This window comes from Streptomyces sp. V4I23 (assembly GCF_030817975.1).
GTDB lineage: Bacteria > Actinomycetota > Actinomycetes > Streptomycetales > Streptomycetaceae > Streptomyces.
In genome coordinates this window covers 7,556,176-7,577,187 of record NZ_JAUSZW010000004.1, presented here as the reverse complement: position 1 = coordinate 7,577,187, position 21,012 = coordinate 7,556,176, and the positions used below count along the sequence as shown (strand labels likewise).

General features: G+C 70.5%; 15 protein-coding genes. 14 read left to right on the top strand and 1 reads right to left on the bottom strand.

From position 1 onward, the window contains the following. Nucleotides 1–317 precede the first annotated feature (317 nt). The 5 genes from QFZ82_RS36760 (at nt 318) to QFZ82_RS36740 (ending at nt 8,108) form a co-directional block, all read left to right on the top strand. Nucleotides 318–1,295 carry a hypothetical protein gene (locus tag QFZ82_RS36760; RefSeq protein ID WP_307717253.1) on the top strand — a complete coding sequence of 326 codons (978 nt, stop codon included), beginning with the start codon at nt 318–320 and terminating at the stop codon, nt 1,293–1,295. Nucleotides 1,296–1,589: 294 nt separating this feature from the next. Next, nucleotides 1,590–3,452 (top strand): HSP90 family protein, encoded by a 1,863-nt coding sequence (locus QFZ82_RS36755; protein WP_307717252.1) that lies wholly within the window; start codon nt 1,590–1,592, stop codon nt 3,450–3,452. Next, the gene (locus tag QFZ82_RS36750; RefSeq protein ID WP_307717251.1) at nt 3,452–6,472 is read left to right on the top strand and encodes a hypothetical protein; all 3,021 of its coding nucleotides are present in this window, start codon (nt 3,452–3,454) and stop codon (nt 6,470–6,472) included. The genes QFZ82_RS36755 and QFZ82_RS36750 overlap by 1 nt, the downstream gene beginning before the upstream one ends. A gap of 143 nt (nt 6,473–6,615) precedes the next feature. Then, on the top strand, nt 6,616–7,287 hold the full coding sequence (locus QFZ82_RS36745; RefSeq protein WP_307717250.1) for a GNAT family N-acetyltransferase: 672 nt from the start codon (nt 6,616–6,618) through the stop codon (nt 7,285–7,287). Nucleotides 7,288–7,535: 248 nt separating this feature from the next. Next, nucleotides 7,536–8,108, top strand: a complete 573-nt coding sequence (locus QFZ82_RS36740; RefSeq protein WP_307717249.1) for a GNAT family N-acetyltransferase — start codon at nt 7,536–7,538, stop codon at nt 8,106–8,108. Between the two features lie 47 nt (nt 8,109–8,155). On the opposite strand, the gene QFZ82_RS36735 is transcribed toward QFZ82_RS36740, so the two are convergent. Further along, entirely contained in the window at nt 8,156–8,566 is a 411-nt protein-coding gene (locus QFZ82_RS36735; protein ID WP_307717248.1) for a Fur family transcriptional regulator, read from the bottom strand. A 592-nt stretch (nt 8,567–9,158) separates the two neighbouring features. Between QFZ82_RS36735 and katG the strand changes: the two genes are divergently transcribed. The 9 genes from katG to QFZ82_RS36690 all read left to right on the top strand — a co-directional run bounded on the left by katG (nt 9,159) and on the right by QFZ82_RS36690 (nt 20,999). Next, nucleotides 9,159–11,375 (top strand): catalase/peroxidase HPI, encoded by a 2,217-nt coding sequence (gene katG / locus QFZ82_RS36730; protein ID WP_307717247.1) that lies wholly within the window; start codon nt 9,159–9,161, stop codon nt 11,373–11,375. Nucleotides 11,376–11,650: 275 nt separating this feature from the next. After that, nucleotides 11,651–12,229, top strand: coding sequence for a Dps family protein (locus tag QFZ82_RS36725; protein WP_307717246.1), 579 nt, complete (start codon nt 11,651–11,653; stop codon nt 12,227–12,229). A gap of 157 nt (nt 12,230–12,386) precedes the next feature. Next, nucleotides 12,387–13,463, top strand: a complete 1,077-nt coding sequence (locus tag QFZ82_RS36720) for a lactonase family protein (protein WP_307717245.1) — start codon at nt 12,387–12,389, stop codon at nt 13,461–13,463. Nucleotides 13,464–13,724: 261 nt separating this feature from the next. Next, nucleotides 13,725–14,777, top strand: coding sequence for a LacI family DNA-binding transcriptional regulator (locus QFZ82_RS36715; RefSeq protein WP_307717244.1), 1,053 nt, complete (start codon nt 13,725–13,727; stop codon nt 14,775–14,777). A gap of 84 nt (nt 14,778–14,861) precedes the next feature. Continuing rightward, nucleotides 14,862–16,457, top strand: coding sequence for an FAD-dependent oxidoreductase (locus tag QFZ82_RS36710; protein WP_307717243.1), 1,596 nt, complete (start codon nt 14,862–14,864; stop codon nt 16,455–16,457). A gap of 25 nt (nt 16,458–16,482) precedes the next feature. Further along, nucleotides 16,483–17,778: a sugar ABC transporter substrate-binding protein gene (locus tag QFZ82_RS36705; RefSeq protein WP_307717242.1), complete on the top strand. Its 1,296-nt coding sequence runs from the start codon at nt 16,483–16,485 to the stop codon at nt 17,776–17,778. Continuing rightward, nucleotides 17,775–18,755, top strand: coding sequence for a carbohydrate ABC transporter permease (locus QFZ82_RS36700; RefSeq protein WP_307717241.1), 981 nt, complete (start codon nt 17,775–17,777; stop codon nt 18,753–18,755). The genes QFZ82_RS36705 and QFZ82_RS36700 overlap by 4 nt, the downstream gene beginning before the upstream one ends. Next, entirely contained in the window at nt 18,745–19,617 is an 873-nt protein-coding gene (locus QFZ82_RS36695; protein ID WP_307717240.1) for a carbohydrate ABC transporter permease, read from the top strand. Before QFZ82_RS36700 ends, QFZ82_RS36695 begins: the two co-directional genes overlap by 11 nt. A 2-nt stretch (nt 19,618–19,619) precedes the next feature. After that, nucleotides 19,620–20,999 (top strand): cellulase family glycosylhydrolase, encoded by a 1,380-nt coding sequence (locus QFZ82_RS36690; protein ID WP_307717239.1) that lies wholly within the window; start codon nt 19,620–19,622, stop codon nt 20,997–20,999. Nucleotides 21,000–21,012: the final 13 nt, after the last annotated feature.

The window sequence follows — 21,012 nt, the reverse complement described above, 5'->3', positions numbered from 1 at the left end:
TACCGGTGGTGGATCGTCCAGCGGCGCAGGCTCCACGAGCGCCGGCTCGTTCACCGGCAGTTCCTCCGGCGGTACGGGAGGCGGCACCAGCAGCCGGCTCGGTGTCCAGTTCGCACAACAGGGCCTTCGCCGACCGACCCACGCCGGGCCGGCCCTGCTGCTCCGGTCGCACGGGGGCGAACTCCTGCGGCGGACTGCGGGCCGCAGACGCCGGACGGGAGAGCGGGTGTGCGATTGTCGGTCACGCGTGATAGTCACTACGTTCACGAGGGGGTGATCATCGGCCTCCCCGTTCGAACACAACAAGGGGTGGGGACATGGCGTTGCTCCGTGAATGGGGGCTCACGCTGGGGAAATGGGCAGGCCGGCCCGTCGCGCAGGTACAGAAGGATTCCGGCGATCCCGACGTGCGGCGCGTGCGGGAGGCCGCCGCGGCGGCGGACTGGACCACGGTACGGGAGGTGCTCGAAGCGCGTCCCGAGAGCGAGGACCGGACAGAGCTGCTGTGGGCCGTCGGCGACACCGCGGGGGTGGAGCGGTGGATCGCCGGAGTTCTCGAAGCCGAGCCCGAAGCGACGCTGCCCCGGCTTGTGGCGGGGATCCGCCACATCAGCTGGGGGTGGGAGGCCCGGACCGGAGCCCGGGCGAAGGACGTCTCACGCGAGCAGTTCGAGGTGTTCCACTCGCGGCTGCGCACGGCCGAGCAGTGGCTGTACGAGGTGGCGGAGCGCGAGCCGCAGTGGACCTCGCCCTGGTACGGCCTCCAGATCACCGGCCGCGGCCTCCAGGTCGGCCAGACCACCGCGCGACGCCGTTTCGAGGCGACGGTGCGACGCGACCGGCACCATCTGGGCGCGCACCAGCAGCAGTTGCAGCAGGTCTGCGACAAATGGGGTGGATCGCATGAGGAGATGCACGCCTTCGCACGGGAATCCGCGTTCAGCGCTCCTGGCGGCACGCCGCTGGGCCAGCTCGTCGCGATCGCGCACATCGAGGAGTGGCTGTCCCTCGACGACGGACCGGACGCCGTGTACATGCGCCGGCCCGAGGTGACGGCGTCTCTGCGGGAGGCCGCCGACCACTCGTTCCGGCACCCGGACTTCGTCCGCCGGGGAGGGTGGATCCAGGTCCTCAACACCTTCGCCATGGCCTTCTCGCTGGCCGGGGACAGCACCGCCGCGCGAGACTGCTTCCAAGCCACCGGGGGCCGCGTCACCGAGTTCCCCTGGTACTACATGAACGGTTCCGATCCCGCCGCGGCGTACCGGAAGCAGCGTTCGTCGACCGGACGCTGAGCCGGGAGCCACGAACACCGAGGCGTCCGGTCGCGTCACCGTTCCGGTGTCGGCGTCGGTCGCCGATTCACCGTGGGGCCGCCTGTCGACGGCTTCCTGTCCCGACGGCCCGTCTCTCTCTGCGACGTGCCCGGACGGCGGGTCCGACCGGTCAGGGCCCGCGACCTCCCGCGGCCTGCGCCGATCTCGCCTCGGTCCGGCCGTTCCTCGTCCTCCCGCACCTTCCTCACTTCTCCGTCCGCATCCCCGCCCGCCGCTCGCCAAGCGGGCGAGCCCACCGAAAGACTCCGCCAAGTGCCCCACGCCGAAACCGATCACACCTTCCAGGTCGACCTGCGCGGCTTGGTCGACCTGCTCTCCCACCACCTCTACTCGAGCCCCCGCGTCTACCTGCGTGAGCTGCTGCAGAACGCCGTGGACGCCATCACCGCCCGGCAGGCGGTCTCCCCCGGCGCGCCCGGCGCCATCACGGTGCGTACCGGTGACACCCTCACCGTCACCGACACCGGCATCGGTCTGACCGAGGCCGACGTCCACCGGTTCCTCGCCACCATCGGGCGCAGCTCCAAGCGGACCGCCGAAGGCGCCCTGGACGGCGCCGGGCTCGACGCCGCCCGCGGGGAGTTCATCGGCCAGTTCGGTATCGGGCTGCTCGCCTGCTTCGTCGTGGCCGATGAGATCACGGTGCTCAGCCGGTCCGCGGCCGACCCGTCGGCGCTCGCCGTCGAGTGGCGCGGCCACTCCGACGGCCGTTACACCATCCGCACGCTGCCCGCCTCGGCCGTCCCCGAGCCGGGCACCACCGTTCGGCTCGTCCCGCGCGCCGACAACGCCGAGTGGACGAGCCCGGAGCAGGTCGTCTCCCTGGCCCGGCACTACGGCGGTCTCCTGCGGCACGAGGTCACCGTCGTCGAACCGCGGGGCGCGACCCACCGGATCAACGAAACACCCCCGTGGGAGCAGACCCACCGCTCCCCACTGGCCCGCCGCGAGGCGCTGACCGCGTACTGCCGCAGCCTCTTCGACTTCACCCCGCTCGACACCGTCGAGCTCGACCTTCCGGCGGCCGGGCTGCGCGGCGTCGCCTACGTCCTTCCCACGGCCGTGAGCCCGGCGCAGCGCGCGGGGCACCGCGTGCACCTCAAGGGCATGCTGCTCACGGACCAGGCGCCCGAACTGCTGCCGGAATGGGCGTTCTTCGTGCGCTGCGTGGTCGACACCACCAGCCTGCGGCCGACCGCGTCCCGTGAGGCGCTGTACGAGGACGGCACCTTGTCCGCCGTCCGGGACGCCCTGGGCGACCGGATCCGCGACTGGCTCACCGGACTCGCCGCCAGCGATCCGTCCCTGCTGCACCGCTTCATCGACACACACCACCTCGCGGTCAAGGCGCTCGCCCGTTACGACGACGAGCTGTTGCGCATCGTGCTGCCGTGGCTGCCGTTCGAGACCACCGACGGCAACGTCACGCTGGAGGAGTTCGCGCGGACGCACCCGACCCTCCTGGTCACACGCAGTGTCGAGGAGTTCCGCCAGGTCGCCCCCATCGCCTCGGCCGCCGGCCTGGGGGTCGTGAACGGTGGCTACACCTACGACCGCGACCTCGTGCACCGGCTGCCCGAGATCCGCCCCGGCACCGCGGTCACCGACCTCGACCCCGCCACCGTCACCGCCCATCTCGACGCCGTGGACCCGACGGCCGAACTGCGCGCGGCGGCCTTTCTCGCAGTCGCCCGGGAGACGATCGGCGTCCACGACTGCGACGTCGTCCTGCGTGACTTCCAGCCCGTCACCGCTCCCGCGCTGCTCCTCGACAACCGGGAGGCGCGCCACGAGCGGACCAGGTCGAGCCTCGCAGCCGACAGCGACGGCCTGTGGGCCGACATCCTCGGTTCGCTGCGCCACGAGACCCCGCGCGCCCAGCTCGTCCTGAACCATCTCAACCCGCTGGTGCGCCAGGCGATCACCATCACCGAGCGCGGACTGGCCGTCACGACCGCCGAGGCCCTCTACGGTCAGGCCCTGCTGCTCAGCCGCCGCCCGCTCCGGGCGAGCGAGAGCGCCCTGCTCAACCGGGCCTTCATCGGCCTGCTCACCCACGCCATGCACCACCCCGGCACGGCGGCACCCGGCTCCGAGCCCCGGAAGGAACTGTAATGCTGGACACCCCCGAGGCCGTGGTCGAGGCGCTGCGCGAGAACAACGACCGCCCCCACGGTCTGCAGCGCACCATCACCGCGGAGGAACTCGTCGAGGCGGCCGAGCCCTTCGAGAAGCCCGATGTCCTCGTCACCGCCCTGCTGGAGCTGATGTCGGCGTACGAGTTCACCGGCGAACACCGCAAGTCGCCCGTCGTGTTCGCCCGGCTGCTCAAGCTGTGTGACACCGCTCCCGAATCGTTCAGCCAGTGGGAGGCCCACCAGGTCTTCTGGCGCTTCAAGTGGGTGACGACGTCTCTGCTTCAGGTGCCCGAGGTGCCCCTTGCCACCGTCCACGGCTGGATCGAGCAGATGCGCGCCCGCTACGAGGCGGCCGATCACGGCATGCAGCCGGTGGCGGCGATGCGCTACCACGTCGCGCACCACACGGGCACCGGCGTCGCCGACGCGTACGACCTCTGGGCCACTCGGCCCCGTACGGAGCTCAGTGACTGCGAGGCCTGCGAGACCCGGCACGTCGCCTGGCACCAGGTGACGGCGGGCGACGACGCCGGAGCTCTCGATACGTGGCGGCCGGTCCTCGACGGCAGCATGGGATGCAGCGAGGAGCCGCAGATGAGCCAGGCGCGCGCCCTGCTGCCGCTGCTGCGTGCCGGACGTACGGACGAGGCCCGCTCCCACCATCTCACCGGCTATCGGCGGGTTCGCGGCAACACCGGGATGCAGGACGAGGTCGGCATGCACCTGGAGTTCTGCGCCCTGTCACGCAACGAGGGCCGCGGGCTGGAGATTCTCGCCGAGAACCGCCCCCTCTTCGACGCGACCGGCGCCCCGCTGGCCCGCCTGGGCTTCCTCACCGGCGCGGAGGCACTGCTCGCCCGTCTCGTCGAGGACGGGCATACCGACACCGCCGTCGCCGGTCCGCCCGGACGGAACTGGACCGCGGGCGAACTCCTCGCCCATGTCCGCTCCGAGGCGGATCGGCTCACCACCGCGTTCGACGCGCGCAACGGCACCACGGCCGTCGGGGACCGCCGTCGGCTGCGCCTCGCGCAGCGCCCGCTGCTCGACGAGCCCCTGCCGCTCGGACTGCGGACGTCCACCACCCGCTCTTCCGCGACGCGGGGCGCGCCGGAGGCCGTTCCCGCGTCACCCATCGGGCCGGATGTGCCCGAGGACTTCGTCTCCCTTGTGCGCGAGGCACGGCGAATGGCGTCCGCGGGGAATCCCGCAGGCACCAGGCTCTGGACCCGCATCGCCGAACGCCTGGCCGACGGCACCGCCACGCACGACGACCGGATCGGACCGGAGGACCTTCTTCGCGCGGAGCTCGCCGAGCAGCGCGCGTACCGGCTCGCGCAGGAGGACCGCGAAACCGAGGGCGTCACCGAGCTGAGGCGGGCCGCCGATCTGTTCGAGCGGCTCGGGATGCCCTGGCACGCGCTCTCCGCACGCACGCGCGCGCTCACATGGTCGGCTGTCCCCGACGACAACACGGACGGCGTGGCCTCGCAGGAGGGCCAGGGAGCGGACCACGGCACCGAGCGGCTGGACGCGGACGCGATGCGGGCCGCCGTCGACGAGGCCCTGCGCGAGGCGGAGCGTCTCAAGACCGAGGCTCCGTTCACGGGCGAGTCCCTCGGAGAGGGGGAGGCCGCGTCCGGAGTGGACGGGGCAGCGGAGCGCGTGCTGGAGTACCTCGCTCTGCTGTACTCGTGCACCTTCGCCGCCTATCAGGAGGCGCTGCGGCGCCTGCCGGACGCATCCGGTCCGGCCATGGAGCGATTCGAGGAGTTCGCCCGCACACTGCACTCCGAAGCGGAGCGCCTGTCCGTTCCCCACCAGGTGGCCAATGCACGGCTGTTCCTGGCGGACATGGCCGGCCGCCGTGGTGACGCCGTGCGCGCCGAGGCGGAGCTGCGCGCGGCTCTGAAGGACGTGGACGCCTCCGGGCGGCCCTGGCGCGGTTCGCGCCCGCGCGCCCTGCTCGCCCAGACCCTCCTGTCCAAGGACGAACCGGCGGAGGCGGTGGATCTGCTGCACCGGGCGATTTCCGACGCGGTCCGTTACGACGACACGGAGTTCGCGCTGGCACCCGCCTACGCACTGCTCGGCCACGCCGCCTCGCATCTCGGGGACGCCGGCGGCGCCGTGCGCCACCTGTCAGAGGCGGCCGCGCGGTTCGACCAGGAAGGGGCGCACAACGAGGCCACCGACATACGGCTTCAGCTCGCCGACGTCCTGGCTCGCACCGGGCAGCAGGCCGACGCCGTCGCCGTACTGGAATCCGTGCTGTCCGACGAGGCGGCCTCCTCCCTCGACGAACGACTGCTCGCCCAGGCCCGGCTGACTCTGGCGCGTGGGCTGCGGGAGCTGGAGGAGTACCTGGCCGCGGCCGAGGAGTTCCTGCGGCTTGCGGACACGGTCGCCGCATGGGAGGACGACCGCGCGGTCCACACGCTGGTGGCGGCGGAGGCGGCCACCGCGCTGGCGATGGCCGACCGCTGGGACGCGGCGGGCACGGCGTACGAGCGCGCCGTCGCGTCGCACGCCGAGGCGCCGAACCCGTCCTTGATCACGCACATGATGCGCGAGTTCGCGCGTCTCACCATGCTGGCCCGGGAGGCCGACGGAGTGGACACGGCGCTCGGCCACCTGGCGCAGGCCGACGCGATCGGGGCCGATGTGCCGGAGGGCGCCGAGAACTTCGTCGCCTGGTACGAGAGCGGCGAAGTGCACTACCGCCGCGCCCGTGTCCTTGCGGAGGCGGAACGCTTCCCGGAGGCCCTGGCCGAGGCGGAGGCCGCCATCGCCGCCCATGAACAGGGCGGTGAGCAAGGCGAGGTGCCGCGCGCCGAAGCGGTCCGGATCGCCGCCCTGATCGAGGGGAACGGCCTGGGCCGGTTCCATGAGGCCATCGCCCGGCTGACGACGGCAGCTGCGCGGTGCCGCAAGGCGGACCTTCCGGAGGCCGCTCGGATACTCGACGCCCTGAGGGAGGACTACCTCACGCGATGACAGGGCCGACCGCGGCCCCTGCACCACAGACGACAGGGGCGGGGCCGCGGCTGACCGGCACCGCGCCACAGGTGCGGGCGGCCGGGGGTGGTCCGGCCGTTGTGCCCCACCCGCCGACCGTCGAAGATCATCAGAGGTGCAGAATGATCCGTATGCCGATGACGAACATCCCGAAGACGGCAACGATCGACGACGCCCACGTGGTCAGCCGTACCCTGGCCTGCGCCTTCGACGACGACCCGATGATGCGCTGGTTCTTCCCCGATGACGCCTCGCGCGAGGCAGGGCTGAGCCGTTACTTCACCACGCTCTTCACCCGCCAGTACGCCCACCACGGCGTGTGCGAGCGCACTGAGGCCGCGGCCGCCTTCTGGGTACCACCGGAGGGGCAGGAAAAGGCCGTTCCTGACGGGGAGACCATTCAGGAGCTCCAGAACATCCTCGGTGACCGGGCTCCGCTGTTCCGCGATGCCGTCGGGGCAGCGGCAGAGCACGCGCCGAGGGAAGCTCACTGGTACCTGGCGGTGATCGGCGCCGACCCGGCCGCCCAGGGCCAGGGACACGGGGCCGCCCTGCTGCGCTCGGGGCTGGCCAAGGCCGACGCGGCGGGCCTGCCCGTCTGTCTGGAGTCCTCCAAACCGTCCAACCTCCCCTTCTACGAGCACTTCGGCTTCACCGTGCGCGAGGAGTTGCGACTGCCGGGGGGCGGGCCGGTGCTGTGGGCCATGCGGCGCGAGCCCAGCCCCCGGGGCCGGCCTCTGAGGACCGTCCGGCGGGCTGCTGACAGAGCCACATCCGAAGGGCGGCGGGGGTGACCGTGCGTCGACTGCAGCGTGCCGGCGCCCCGGCTGGTCCCCCACGGAGGCCGCCCGCGGTCAGAGCGGAGCCCCGCCGAACTCGATCTCGTTGCCGTCCGGGTCGCGATACATGACCTTGCGCACGCCGGCTACAACAAGCAGCTCTGACGGGGAGGCTGGAGCGCCCAGCAGGTGCGGTCCCGAGGCAGTCGACCGTCACCGATATCCGATTGCGGTGATCCCCTCCGGAGGGCGACGATGCCGCCATGGTGCAGCCGAGCGAGACCATTGACTGTCAGGACTTCGTCCTGCGGCGCTGGCGGGCGGAGAGCGACTTCGACGCCCTGTTCCGGATGATCGAGGAATCGCTCGACCATCTGCGGCCGTGGATGCCGTGGGTGGCCCGCCACGGCCGGCAGCACACCCGGGAGTTCCTCGCCGACTGCGATCCGAAGTGGCAGAGCGGCGACGCGTACAACTACGCGATCACCGCGAACAACGCGCTCCTCGGCAGCCTTTCCCTCTATCGTGCCGACGAGCCCCAGGGCCGCTTCATGGGGTACTGGCTGCACCCCGCCGCCGTCGGGCGGGGTATCGCGACCCGGGCCGCAGCGGCCGTGCTGTCCGAGGCGTTCGCGTCGCTATCGGACCTGGCGCACGTGGACATCGTGCACGACCTGGCCAACGCGGCCAGCGGGGCCGTTCCGAGGCGCCTGGGTTTCACCGAGGTCCGGCGCGAACAGGTGTCGCCGCCCGTCGCTCCCGGGGACAGCGGGACCGACGTGATCTGGCGGCTGAACCGCCCCGGATCGCCGCTCACCGGCACTGCCCGGCCCTGAGCTCCGAGAATCAGGCATCACTCAGACGCTCCGGACGTGACGGCCTCTCAGGCGCAGGACGGGCACAGTCCGCGGTAGGTGACCTCGGCCTCGGAGACCGTGAAGCCGAACCGTTCCTCGGCCGGGAGGTCGGCCAGCGGATCGCCGGTCGGGTGGACGTCCCGGATGGTGCCGCAACCGGAACAGACCAGGTGCTGGTGCGGGCGGTGTGCGTTGGGGTCGTAGCGCTTGGCGCGGCCGTCCGTGGAGACCTCGATGACCTCGCCGAGGGAGACCAGCTCGCCCAGGGTGTTGTAGACGGTCGCCCGGGAGATCTCCGGCAGCCGCCGTACCGCACGGGCGTGCACCTCGTCGGCCGTGAGATGGACATGGTCGCCCTCGAGGACCTCCGCCACGACACGCCGCTGGGAGGTCACCCGCCAGCCACGCCCTCGCAGTCGCTCCAGCAGGTCACTCATGTCGGTTCACCTGTTCAGGCTCGTGGGACACCTCAAGTTCACTGATAGATGTCCGGATTCCGATGGGATATGGGATCGGCAAGCTTCTTGACCTGGACTCTGTCCATCGTAGGATCGGTTCCGGCGACAGCCAAGGGCAGAAGACCCCCGTGTACGGCAGGAGACAGACATGACGGGACCACCGCCGAGCAGCGTGGCGACGGTCCGCGCGTGACGGCCACACCGGCGTCGCGCTGCTCGGGACCGTACGGCGGGACGGCGACCCCTCGGTGTCGCAGGCCTGACTCCGGGGACAGCTGATCTCTTGGGCCGCGTGTCCCTCCAACCTCGTGCGGAAGCCCTCAGCGCGCTCATCGCGGCAGGACCCGCTCCGTGTCGAACGGGGCGGCGGCTCGGCCGAGTTCGAGGGACGTGCCGGGGCGACCACCGCCACGTCGACCGCGCGGGCGGCGAGGACCTCGACCGACCGCGTCCGACGGCTGCGGCTTCTCGATCGACGAGGCCGAAGCCGTTTCACCGGGGCGTGTGCCCCGGCAGTTCCACCTCATGCAATTCGTGAGCACCGTGATCCGCATAGTCCGGAAGGATTCCCATGGCTGAGAACCCTGACGCAATCGTCACCGACGCGAAGACGGAGGGGGGAGGTGGCTGCCCGGTCGCGCACGGGCGCGCCCCGCACCCGACTCAGGGCGGTGGAAACCGCCAGTGGTGGTCGGAGCGGCTCAACCTGAAGATCCTCGCCAAGAACCCCGCCGTGGCCAACCCGCTCGGTGAGGAGTTCGACTACGCCGAGGCCTTCAAGTCCCTCGACCTCGCGGCCGTGAAACGGGACATCGCCGAGGTGCTGACCACTTCGCAGGACTGGTGGCCCGCCGACTTCGGCAACTACGGCCCGCTGATGATCCGCATGGCCTGGCACAGCGCGGGCACCTACCGCATCAGCGACGGCCGCGGTGGCGCCGGCGCAGGTCAGCAGCGCTTCGCCCCGCTCAACAGCTGGCCCGACAACGGCAACCTCGACAAGGCCCGCCGTCTGCTGTGGCCGGTCAAGAAGAAGTACGGCCAGAGCATCTCCTGGGCCGACCTCATGATCCTCACCGGCAACGTGGCCCTGGAGCAGATGGGCTTCGAGACCTTCGGCTTCGGCGGAGGCCGCGAGGACGTCTGGGAGGCCGAGGAGGACGTCTACTGGGGTCCCGAGACCACCTGGCTCGACGACCAGCGCTACACCGGCGACCGCGAGCTGGAGAACCCGCTCGGCGCGGTGCAGATGGGTCTGATCTACGTCAACCCGGAGGGCCCGAACGGCAACCCGGACCCGATCGCCGCGGCCCGCGACATCCGTGAGACGTTCCGCCGCATGGCGATGAACGACGAGGAGACCGTCGCCCTGATCGCCGGTGGCCACACCTTCGGCAAGACCCACGGTGCGGGCCCGGCCGACCACGTCGGCGCCGACCCGGAGGCCGCCTCGATCGAGGAGCAGGGCCTGGGCTGGAGGAGCACCTACGGTACGGGAAAGGGAGCGGACGCCATCACCTCCGGCCTGGAGGTCACCTGGACCGCGACCCCGACCCAGTGGAGCAACGGGTTCTTCAAGAACCTCTTCGAGTACGAGTACGAACTCACCAAGAGCCCGGCCGGCGCCCACCAGTGGGTGGCGAAGGACGCCCCGGAGATCGTCCCGGACGCGCACGACCCGTCGAAGAAGCACCGCCCGATGATGCTCACCACTGACCTGTCGCTGCGCTTCGACCCGATCTACGAGCCGATCTCCCGCCGCTTCTACGAGAACCCCCAGGAGTTCGCGGACGCCTTCGCCCGCGCCTGGTACAAACTGACCCACCGCGACATGGGCCCGAAGTCGCTGTACCTCGGCCCGGAGGTCCCGGCGGAGACCCTGCTGTGGCAGGACCCGCTGCCGGATGCCGAGGGCGAGGTCATCGACGCCGGGGACGTCGCGGCCCTCAAGGCCAAGCTCCTCGACTCGGGCCTGACCGTCTCGCAGCTGGTCACCACCGCGTGGGCGTCGGCCTCGACGTACCGCGGCAGCGACAAGCGCGGCGGCGCCAACGGTGCCCGCATCCGCCTGGAGCCGCAGCGGGGCTGGGAGGTCAACAACCCCGACGAACTCGCGACGGTGCTGCGCACCCTGGAGGGCATCCAGCAGGAGTTCAACTCCGGTGCCAAGAAGGTCTCCCTGGCCGACCTGATCGTGCTCGGCGGCTGCGCCGGCGTCGAGAAGGCCGCCAAGGACGCGGGCTACGACATCGAGGTGCCGTTCACCCCGGGCCGTGTCGACGCGACGGACGAGCACACCGACGCGGAGTCGTTCGCCGCGCTGGAGCCGGCCGCCGACGGGTTCCGCAACTACCTCGGCAAGGGCAACCGTCTGCCGGCCGAGTACCTGCTGCTCGACCGGGCGAACCTGCTGACCCTGAGCGCGCCGGAGATGACGGTCCTCGTCGGTGGCCTGCGCGTCCTGGGCGCGAACTACGACGGCTCGAAGCTCGGTGTCTTCACCGAGACCCCGGGCAGGCTGACGAACGACTTCTTCGCCAACCTGCTCGACATGGGCACGACGTGGAAGGGAACGTCCGAGGACCAGACCACGTTCGAGGGCCGCGACGCCGCCACGGGCGAGGTCAGGTGGACCTGCACCCGTGCCGACCTCGTCTTCGGCTCGAACTCCGAGCTGCGCGCGCTCGCGGAGGTCTACGCGAGCGACGACGCGAAGGAGAAGTTCGTGAACGACTTCGTCGCGGCGTGGGACAAGGTGATGAACCTGGACCGGTTCGACCTCGTCTGACGCACGACGTCCAGGTCGGCCGGCCCGAGCGCCGGCCGACCTGGACGCTCCCGGATCCGCCCGTCGGCAGCCCCTGGACCACGTCCGGGGCGAAATCCCGTTGCCGCCACAGCTCCCCGGAGCACGCCGCGCCCTCCCGAGGCCCGGGCCACCGCCATCGCCATCGGTGCGACCGGACCGGTGAAAAACGACGCCACCGCCCTCCCCTGACCGGGTAAGCGACGGCTCGGGTGTTTGCCAGAAGGCCCGAGCAAGCCGCCGACAGGGAGCACACCATGCCGTCACAGCCTTCCGAGCCGTCGTACACCGTCCCCGGCATCAGCCGTGAGACCAGCAGCGACATCATCGGGCTGCTGCAGATGCGCCTGCACTCGCTGAACGATGTCGCACTGACGCTCAAACACATCCACTGGAACGTGGTGGGGCCACACTTCATCGCCGTCCACGAGATGCTGGACCCGCAGGTGGAGCAGGTCCGCGCCATGACGGACGACCTGGCCGAGCGCATCTCCACCCTGGGCGGCGAGCCGAAGGGAACACCCGGCGCCCTGGTCGCCGAGCGCGGCTGGGACGACTACTCCATCGGCCGGGCCGAAGCCATCGAGCACCTGGGCGCTCTCGACCTCGTCTACACCTCCGTGATCGAGGACCACCGCGAGGCCATGCGAGCCACCGAGGAGACCGACCCCGTCACGCAGGACATGCTCATCGAGCAACTGCGGAGTCTCGAACTGTTCCAGTGGTTCGTCCGTGCCCACCTCGAATCCAGCGGCGGCAAGCTCAGCACCGCCGGCGCGGCCACCGAGAAGGACGCCGCGAGCGCGGCCGCCACTCAGGCGCAGAACCAGCCCTGACCAACGAGTCCGCGAACCTGGCAGGCGGCTGCGCAGGAAGCGGACGACCGGCACCGTGCGCTCGCGGCCCGGGCGTGCGGTGGCGCAACGGCGCGGTGACGGCGATCACCGGCCGATCATGGGACATCCCGGCGGATTCGAGAACAGAGGGCACCTTGTGAGCGGCAGGCAGCAGAGCAACCGGGCGGACCGAAGCGGCGAACACCGCGCGTACATCGGCTCGTTCACCTCGGGCGGCGGCCATGGCATCACCGTCGCGGCCGTGGATCCGGCGACCGGAGCACTGACGCCGCACTCGGCGATCGCGCCGTTCGTCAACCCCTCATGGCTCACCCTCGCCCCTGACGGCGGAGTGCTCTACGCGGTGAGCGAGGCGGAACAGGGTGCGGTGGGTGCCTTCCGGCCCGGCCCCGAGGGTCTGACCGCGCTCGGCCCGGTGGTCGAGGTGGGCGCCTCAGGTCCCACTCACCTCAGTGTGGCCGGGAACCGCCTGCTGACCGCCAACTACACCTCGGGCAGCGTCAGCAGCCTGCCGGTGGCCTCCGACGGCAGCCTGTCGGGGCCGGCCTCCGTCTTCGCGCACCACGGCTCCGGCCCCGATCCCGACAGGCAGGCAGGACCGCACGCCCATCAGGTACTGCCCGACCCCAGCGGCCACTGGGTGCTCAGCGTCGACCTGGGCACCGATTCGGTACGGGTCTGGGCGCCGGACCACGCCACCGGGGAGCTGCGAAGCCATGACGAGACCGCGTTGCGCGCCGGGTCCGGACCCCGTCATCTCGCATTCCACCCGGACGGCGAGACGGTCTACGTACTGCACGAACTGGAACCGCAGCTGACCGTCTGCCGCTGGGACCCCGCGTCCGGCCGCCTCGAACCGCTCTCCGAGGTGCCCATCCTCTCGGACGACCTTCCGGACGGGGTGCGCGCGTATCCCTCGGTCGTCTGTGTCGCGTCCGACGAGCGCTTCCTCTGGGCGGCGGTGCGCGGCAGCAACACACTTGTCACCCTCTCCCTGGCCGACGGAGCCGACAAGCCACGGATCACGGACTGCGTGGAGAGCGGCGGCAGCTGGCCGCGCGACCTCGTGGCCGACCCCGCGGGACGTCGGCTCTACGTCGCCAACGAGTGGTCCGGGGACGTCACCTGGTTCGACGTGGACTCGCAGAGCGGACAACTTCGCCGTGCCGGCGCGGTATCGGTGCCGGCCGCCGCCTGCGTGGTCTTCTCCTGACCTTCAGTGCGCTGCCGCTGCGGCAGCTTCACGCCCCGCCCGGCGCGCCGTTGTGGATCGGGGGGTCACACGCGGCGGACGGGGCGGGGGCGGCCTGGCCGGACGACGGCTGGGGAGCGTCGTTTGGCGGCCCCCAAGTGGGCGAGTGCGCAACGTGCGTTGATAATTCGAATTATCAAGCGTCACAGGGTTGACGTGTCCGAAACACGGCCCTAACACTGAACTCCGACGGAGAGATAATCCGCATTATCGGAGGCGTACGTGACGACTGGTCGCCCAGCGCGGCGGATAACGCAGCGGGACATCGCCCGCCTGGCCGGGGTCAGTCAGCCGACCGTCTCCCTGGTGCTCAACGGCCGGGCCGACGCGGACATTCGCATTCCGCAGGAGACGCGGGAGCGCGTGCTGCGGGTGATCCAGGAGTACGGCTACGCGCCCGACCCGGTGGCCAGGCGGCTGGCCGCGAAGCACAACCGGATCCTCGGTGTCTTCACCTACGAAGCGGTCTTCCCCAGCGACACCAGCGATTTCTACCACCCGTTCCTGGTCGGCATCGAGGAGGCCGCCGAACGGGTCGGCTGTGATCTGCTCCTGCTCACGAGCGCGTCGGTGACCGGTGGGCGGCGGCGCATCTTCGGCGGCGACAACCGGCTCCGCGTCGCGGACGGCTGCCTGCTGCTCGGCCGGTCGCTCGACCGCGACGACCTCACGCGGATGGTCGCCGACGCGTACCCGTTCGTGACGGTCGGCCGGCGCGACGACGCCGGTGGTCCGGTGCCGTACGTGGGAGCGGACTACACCAGCGGCGTCGGCGAGTTGGTACGGCTGGCAGTGACCCATGGACACCGGCGCGTGGCGTACCTGGGACTGCCGGCCGACGTGGAGTCCTCCGCGGACCGGCGGGCCGGCTTCCTGCGGGCCACCGAGGCGGCGCAAAAGGACGGTGTCGTCGTCGCGTTCGACGTGCTCTCCCCCGGGCGCGAACCCGACGAGTTGCTGGCGGCGCTGCTCGCCGCCGAGGCCACGGTGGTCCTGGTCGAGCACTTCGCCACCGCCGTGGGTCTGGTCGCGGCCGCACAGCGCCGCGGACTGACGGTGCCCGCCGACCTGTCGGTCGTGACGCTGGGAGATCCGACGACTCCGGTACCGACGGACGTCGACTTCACGGGATTCCGCATCCCGCGGGAGGAAATGGGCCGGCAGGCCGTCGCGCTGCTGACCGAACTCCTCGAAGGGGCGGAGGACACGCCACAGCGGCTCCTCCCCTGCGAACTCGTGACCGGCGCCACCCTGGCGCCGCCCCGCACCCCGTGAACGGGCCCTGGGAGGGGCCGATCAACCGAGCCGTGGGACACCCGGCGCGACAGGCGATGGGACACAACGGTGGAAGGAGTATCCATGGAGGCGGAAGTCCTCGTCATCGGCGGAGGGCTCGGCGGAGTGGCAGCGGCGCTGGCCGCGCTCCGCGCCGGCCGGAAGGTGGTGCTGACCGAGGAGTTCGACTGGCTGGGCGGCCAGCTCACGAGCCAGGCCGTGCCCCCGGACGAGAACAGCTGGGTGGAGCAGTTCGGCGCGACCGCGAGCTACCGGGCCCTGCGGGAGGGGATACGCGAGTACTACCGCCGCCACTTCCCGCTCACCGAACGCTCCCGGGCGTGGCGTCACCTCAACCCCGGTGCCGGGCACGTCAGTCGGCTCTGTCACGAGCCGCGAGTGGCCGTGGCGGTCCTGGAGGCGATGCTCGCGCCGTACCGGGGCAGCGGACGGCTGCGTGTGCTGCAGCCGTACCGCCCGGTGTCCGCCGAGACCGACGGCGACCGGGTCAGCGCCGTGACGGTGGCCCACCGGGACGGGGACGGCGAGATCACGGTCACCGCGCCGTACGTCCTCGACGCCACCGAGACGGGCGAGTTGCTGCCGCTGACAGGTACCGAGTACGTCACCGGGTTCGAGGCGCAGTCCGAGACCGGCGAGCCCAGCGCCCCGGACGTGGCGCAGCCGCTGAACATGCAGGCCGCGTCGGTGTGTTTCGCGCTGGACCACGTGGACGGTGATCACACCGTCGACAAGCCGGCCCGGTACGGCTTCTGGCGCACGTACCAGCCGGACTTCTGGGGTGGTCCCCTGTTCTCGCTGAGCGCTCCTCATCCGAGAACGAAGGAGATCGTCGAGCGCCAGTTCACACCGAATCCGGACGACGACCCGCTGGCCGTCGTCGCGGACCAGCGCCTCAGCCCCGGGGACAGCAACCTGTGGACCTTCCGGCGCATCGCGGCACGGCGCAACTTCACCGACGGCGCCTACGAGAGCGACATCACGCTGGTCAACTGGCCGATGATCGACTACCTGCCCGGCCCGGTCTTCGACGTGCCCGACGCCGCCGAACACCTCACGGCCGCCCGTGAGTTGTCCTACTCGTTCCTGTACTGGCTTCAGACGGAGGCCCCGCGGTCCGACGGCGGCACCGGCTACCCCGGGCTGCGGCTGCGCGGTGACGTCATGGGCTCGGCCGACGGTCTGGCGCAGGCACCGTACATCCGCGAGTCGCGGCGCATCCGCGCCGAACGCACCGTCGTGGAACAGGACCTGTCCCTCGCGGTGCGGGGCAAAGCCGGTGCGGTGGAGTACCCGGACTCGGTGGGCATCGGCATGTATCGCATCGATCTGCACCCCTCCACCGGCGGCGACCACTACCTGGACGTGGCGTCCTGCCCGTTCCAGATCCCGCTCGGGGCGCTGCTGCCCGAGCGGATGGAGAACCTGCTCCCCGCGGGCAAGAACATCGGCACCACGCACATCACCAACGGCTGCTATCGCCTGCACCCCGTCGAGTGGAACGTCGGCGAGGTGGCCGGCGCACTGGCCGCCTTCTGCCTGGAGCGGGGAACCTCTCCGCGCTCCGTGCGCAACACACCGGATCTGCTGGCCGACTTCCAGCAGCGCCTGACGGACGAAGGCGTCGAACTGCGCTGGCCCGAGATAGCCGCTTACTGAACCGCGAACCGCAAGGAGTCTGGACATGAATCCGACGAGACGCTCCGTCATCGCGGCCGGCGCTGCCGGCGTGGCCGCTCTCGCCGCCGGCTGCTCGGGCGGTGGGAGCGGCGGAGGGACGGTCGCCGGCGACGGCAACCTCCGCATCTCCGTGTGGACGGCGAACAAGGACCACCTCGCCCTGCTCAACAGCATCGGGGCGGCGTTCAAAGCCGAGCGCCCCGAGGTCAAGAGCGTCACCTTCGAGTCGCTCAACCCCGCCGACTACACCACGGCCCTGACCACCCAGCTCGCCTCGGGCAACCCGCCCGACCTGGGCTGGATCCTGGAGACGAACGCGGCCGACTTCATCGAGGCAAAGACCCTCGTCGACATGGCGCCGGACATGAAGGCCGACGGCGACTACCGCTACAACGACCTGGAACCGGCTCTGCTGAACCAGTGGCGGCGCGGCAAGTCGCTGTACGCGTACCCGTTCTCGAGCTCTCCCTTCGCCGTCTTCTACAACGCGGACGTCCTGGCGAAGGCCGGGGCGGCCGACCCGGCCGAGCTGGTCGCGGACGGCGCCTGGACCTGGGACGCCCTGGCGGAGGCGGCGAAGAAGGTCACCGACGCCAAGGCGGCACGGTTCGGGCTGGTGATCCACGAGTTCGAGTACAAGCAGTGGGACAGGCTCTACCCGATCATGGGCGCGTACGGTGCCGCGCCGTGGACGCCCGACGACACCTGCGGGTTCTCCGATCCCAAGATGACGGATGCGATCGACTTCCTGCGGTCCATGGCGTTCAGGGACCGGTCCACGCCGGCTCCCGGCGAGCAGGCGGACTTCTTCTCCGGTGAGAGCGCCATGGTCATCTTCCAGGTCAGCAAGATCGGTCCGCTCGCCGACGTGAAGTGGAAGTGGGGCGCGGTGCCCCTGCCCTCCGGACCGGCCGGCGACCGCCAGGTGATCGGGCAGGCGGGTCTCGGGGTCTTCGCCAAGGGCAGGAACCTGGACCTGGCCAAGGAGTTCTTCCTGTACTCCACCAACACGGAGAACGCCGCGAAACTCGCCCGGTTCTTCCCGCCGCCGCGCGCCTCGCTGCTGACGGCCGAAACCCTCGCCGAGACGAACCCGCTGCTCAGCAAGGACCAGCTCCAGGAGGTCATCGTCGACTCGCTGAAGTCCGGCACCGTGCGCCCCGGACACACGGGGTACGCCCAGCTCTCGGAGCAGACGCGGGCCGGCCTCGACGCCGCCTGGAAGCCGAAGGCCGACACCCGCAAGGTCCTGCGTGACCTGTGCACCTCCATCCAGCCGATCCTGCGGACCGGGTCGTGAGTCTCCTCGTTCGCAAGGCCTCCGCGCCACCGTCCCGGCCCGCCCCTGCCCCCACCGGGGGCGCGCCGGTGCGCAAGGACGGCGGCAAGCGCCGGACACCGCGGTGGCGCCGGTGGGACATGCTCGCCGGGTACGTGCTGGTCGCCCCGCAGATGCTGGGATTCGCCGCCTTCGTGCTGGGTCCGCTGGTCGCCGTCGTCCACTACAGCCTCACCAAGTACAACAACCTCACGGGTGAGATCAGTTTCGTCGGCGGCGAGAACTACCAGAGGCTGCTCGACGACCCGCTCGCGGTCGAGGTGGCGAGGAACACGGCCGTGTTCTCCCTGGGGCTGGTGCCGTTCAACATCTGCCTCGCCCTGCTCCTCGCCGTACTGCTGGACCAAGGCCTGCGCGGCACCGTCGTGTTCCGCGCGATCTTCTTCTCGCCGACGGTCGTGTCGATCATCGCGTGGACCGTGGTGTGGGGTTTCCTGCTCAGCAACGACGGCGGCGTCAACCTGCTGCTGCGCACGGTGGGCATCGAGGGGCCCAACTGGCTGCGGGAGTCGGACACCGCGATGTTCTCGGTGATCCTGGTGCAGGTGCTCAAGGGCGTGGGCGTGAACATGGTCCTCTTCCTGGCCGCCCTGCAGGCCGTCCCCACGGAGATGCGTGAGGCGGCGATTGTCGACGGCGCCTCCCCCTGGACCGTCTTCCGCCGGATCACTCTGCCGATGATCAGCGCGACGATGCTGCTGACCGCGATCGTCACCGTGATCGGCTCGCTCCAGGTCTTCGGCCAGATCCTGGTGCTGACAGTCGGCGGTCCGGGCAACTCCACGACCGTGCTCGCCTATTACATCTACCTGCAGGCATTCAAGTTCTTCGACCTCGGCTACGCGAGCGCGCTGGGGGTGGTGCTGTTCGTCGCCGTCCTGATCCTCACCGCTGTGCAGTGGTGGCTGCGCAAGAAGTGGGTGTTCCATGAGCAGTGAAACCCTGGGTCTCCCACGGCGCCGCCCGTGGGGACCGGTCGTACGCCGGTCCCTGCTCTACGCGCTGATGCTGGCCCTCGCCGTGCCGTTCGTCCTGCCGCTCCTGTGGATGGCGAGCAGCTCGCTCAAACCGATCTCGGAGATCTTCGCCTACCCGCCGTCCCTGCTGCCCGGGGAGTGGCGTTGGGACAACTACGCCCGTATCGCCGACTACCAGCCCTTCGGTCAGCAGTACCTCAACAGTGTCTACATCGCGGCCCTGGTCTCCGCGGGCAGCGTCATGGTCTCGGCCATGGCGGGCTACGCCTTCGCCCGGATCCGCTTCGCCGGCCGGAGCATCATGTTCGTCCTGCTGCTCACCGCCCTGCTGATGCCGAGCGAGGTCGTCATCGTCCCGCTGTTCCGGCTGTTCTCCGAGATCGGCTGGACCGACACCCACTGGCCGCTGATCCTGCCGGCGGTCTTCGGCGGCAACGCCGTCTTCGGCACGTTCATCATGCGGCAGTTCTTCCTCGGTCTGCCCGCCGAACTGGAGGAGAGCGGACGGCTCGACGGGCTGGGGCGTTTCGGTCTGTTCTTCAAGATCGCACTGCCGCTCGCCGGTCCGTCGCTGTCGGCCGTGGCGCTGCTGTCCTTCCTGCACAGCTGGAACTCGTTCCTCGAACCGCTGGTGTTCCTGCGCACCCCGGAGCTGTTCACACTGCCGCTCGCCCTCACCCAGATCGTGGACGCCCAGGGGAGCCCGGTCTGGAACGTGCAGCTGGCGGCCAGCACGCTCACGGTCATGCCCGTGCTCGCCGTGTTCATGGTGGCCCAGCGGTGGTTCATCAAGTCCATTGTCAACAGCGGTCTGAAGGGTTAGCGATGAAGATGTTGAAAGTGACCGGCGACCGCCTCACCACTCCCTCCGGGGAACCGGTGACGCTGCGGGGCGTCGGGCTCGGCGGCTGGATGATGATGGAGAACTTCCTCAACGGCTTCCCGGGCACCGAGCACCAGGCGCGGGACGCCCTTCGCCGCACCATGGGCGCGGAGCGGGCCGACCGGCTCTTCGACCGCATCCTCGACGAGTTCTTCACCGACGCCGACGCCGCACTCATCGCCCGTACCGGTCTCAACTGCGTACGCATCGCCGTCAATTACCGCCACCTCGCCGACGACTCCAACCCCTTCGACATCCGGCAGGAGGGCATGCGGCGCCTGACCGCCGCCGTCGACGCCTGCGCCCGGCACGGCCTCTACACCGTCATCGACCTGCATGCCGCGCCCGGATTCCAGAACCAGTCGGAACACAGCGACAACCCGACCCACCATGCGTGGCTGTGGCGCCATCGCCACTTCCAGGACCAGCTCGTGGCCATCTGGGAGGCTCTTGCCGACCACTTCCGCGGCCGTCCCGAGATCGCGGGGTACAACCTGCTGAACGAGCCCGGCGACCCCACGGGCGACGTGGTCGGGCCGTTCTACCAGCGGCTCACCACCGCGGTGCGAGCCGTCGACCCCGACCATGTGATCTTCCTCGACGGCAACCGCTACGCCAACGACTTCGATGTCATCGGCGACTCGTACGAGAACACCGTCTACTCGGTGCACGACTACGCCCTTGCGGGGATCCGCGACGCGACGACGTATCCCGGCGACGTACGCGGCCAGTACGTCGACCGTGCCGCCCTGGAGGAGCGCTTCCTGGAGCGGACCGCGCACTCCCGCCGGACCGGGACACCGGTGTGGGTCGGCGAGTTCGGGCCGGTCTACTCCGGCGACCTGGCGGTCGACAAACACCGCTACGCGGTCCTTAGCGATCAGTTGGAGATCTACCAGGAGCACGGCGCGAGCTGGTCGATCTGGACGTACAAGGACACCCACCTGTCCGGCCTGGTGACACTCGACCCCGACTCGCCCTGGTCCCGGCTGCTGCGACCGATCAGGGAGAAGAAGGAGCGGCTGGGCACCGAGCCCTGGTCCACCGGCGAGGACGGCATCGCCCACGTCCTCGCCCCGCTGGACGAACTGCTCGCCGCCGAGTACCCCGACTTCGACCCGCCCCCGTTCGGCCGGCGCTGGTACGTGCGCCGGCTGGTCCGAGAACTTCTTCTCGGCGAGCCCATGCTCGAGGAGTTCGCCGCCCTCTTCTCCTCCCTCGACGACGCCGGGATCGAGGACCTCGCCGGCTCGTTCCGCCTGGACTCCTGCGTACCGCGCTCGCAACTGCTCGAACTGCTCGCCGAGTTCACCCGCGACTGAGGCCCTCTTTTCG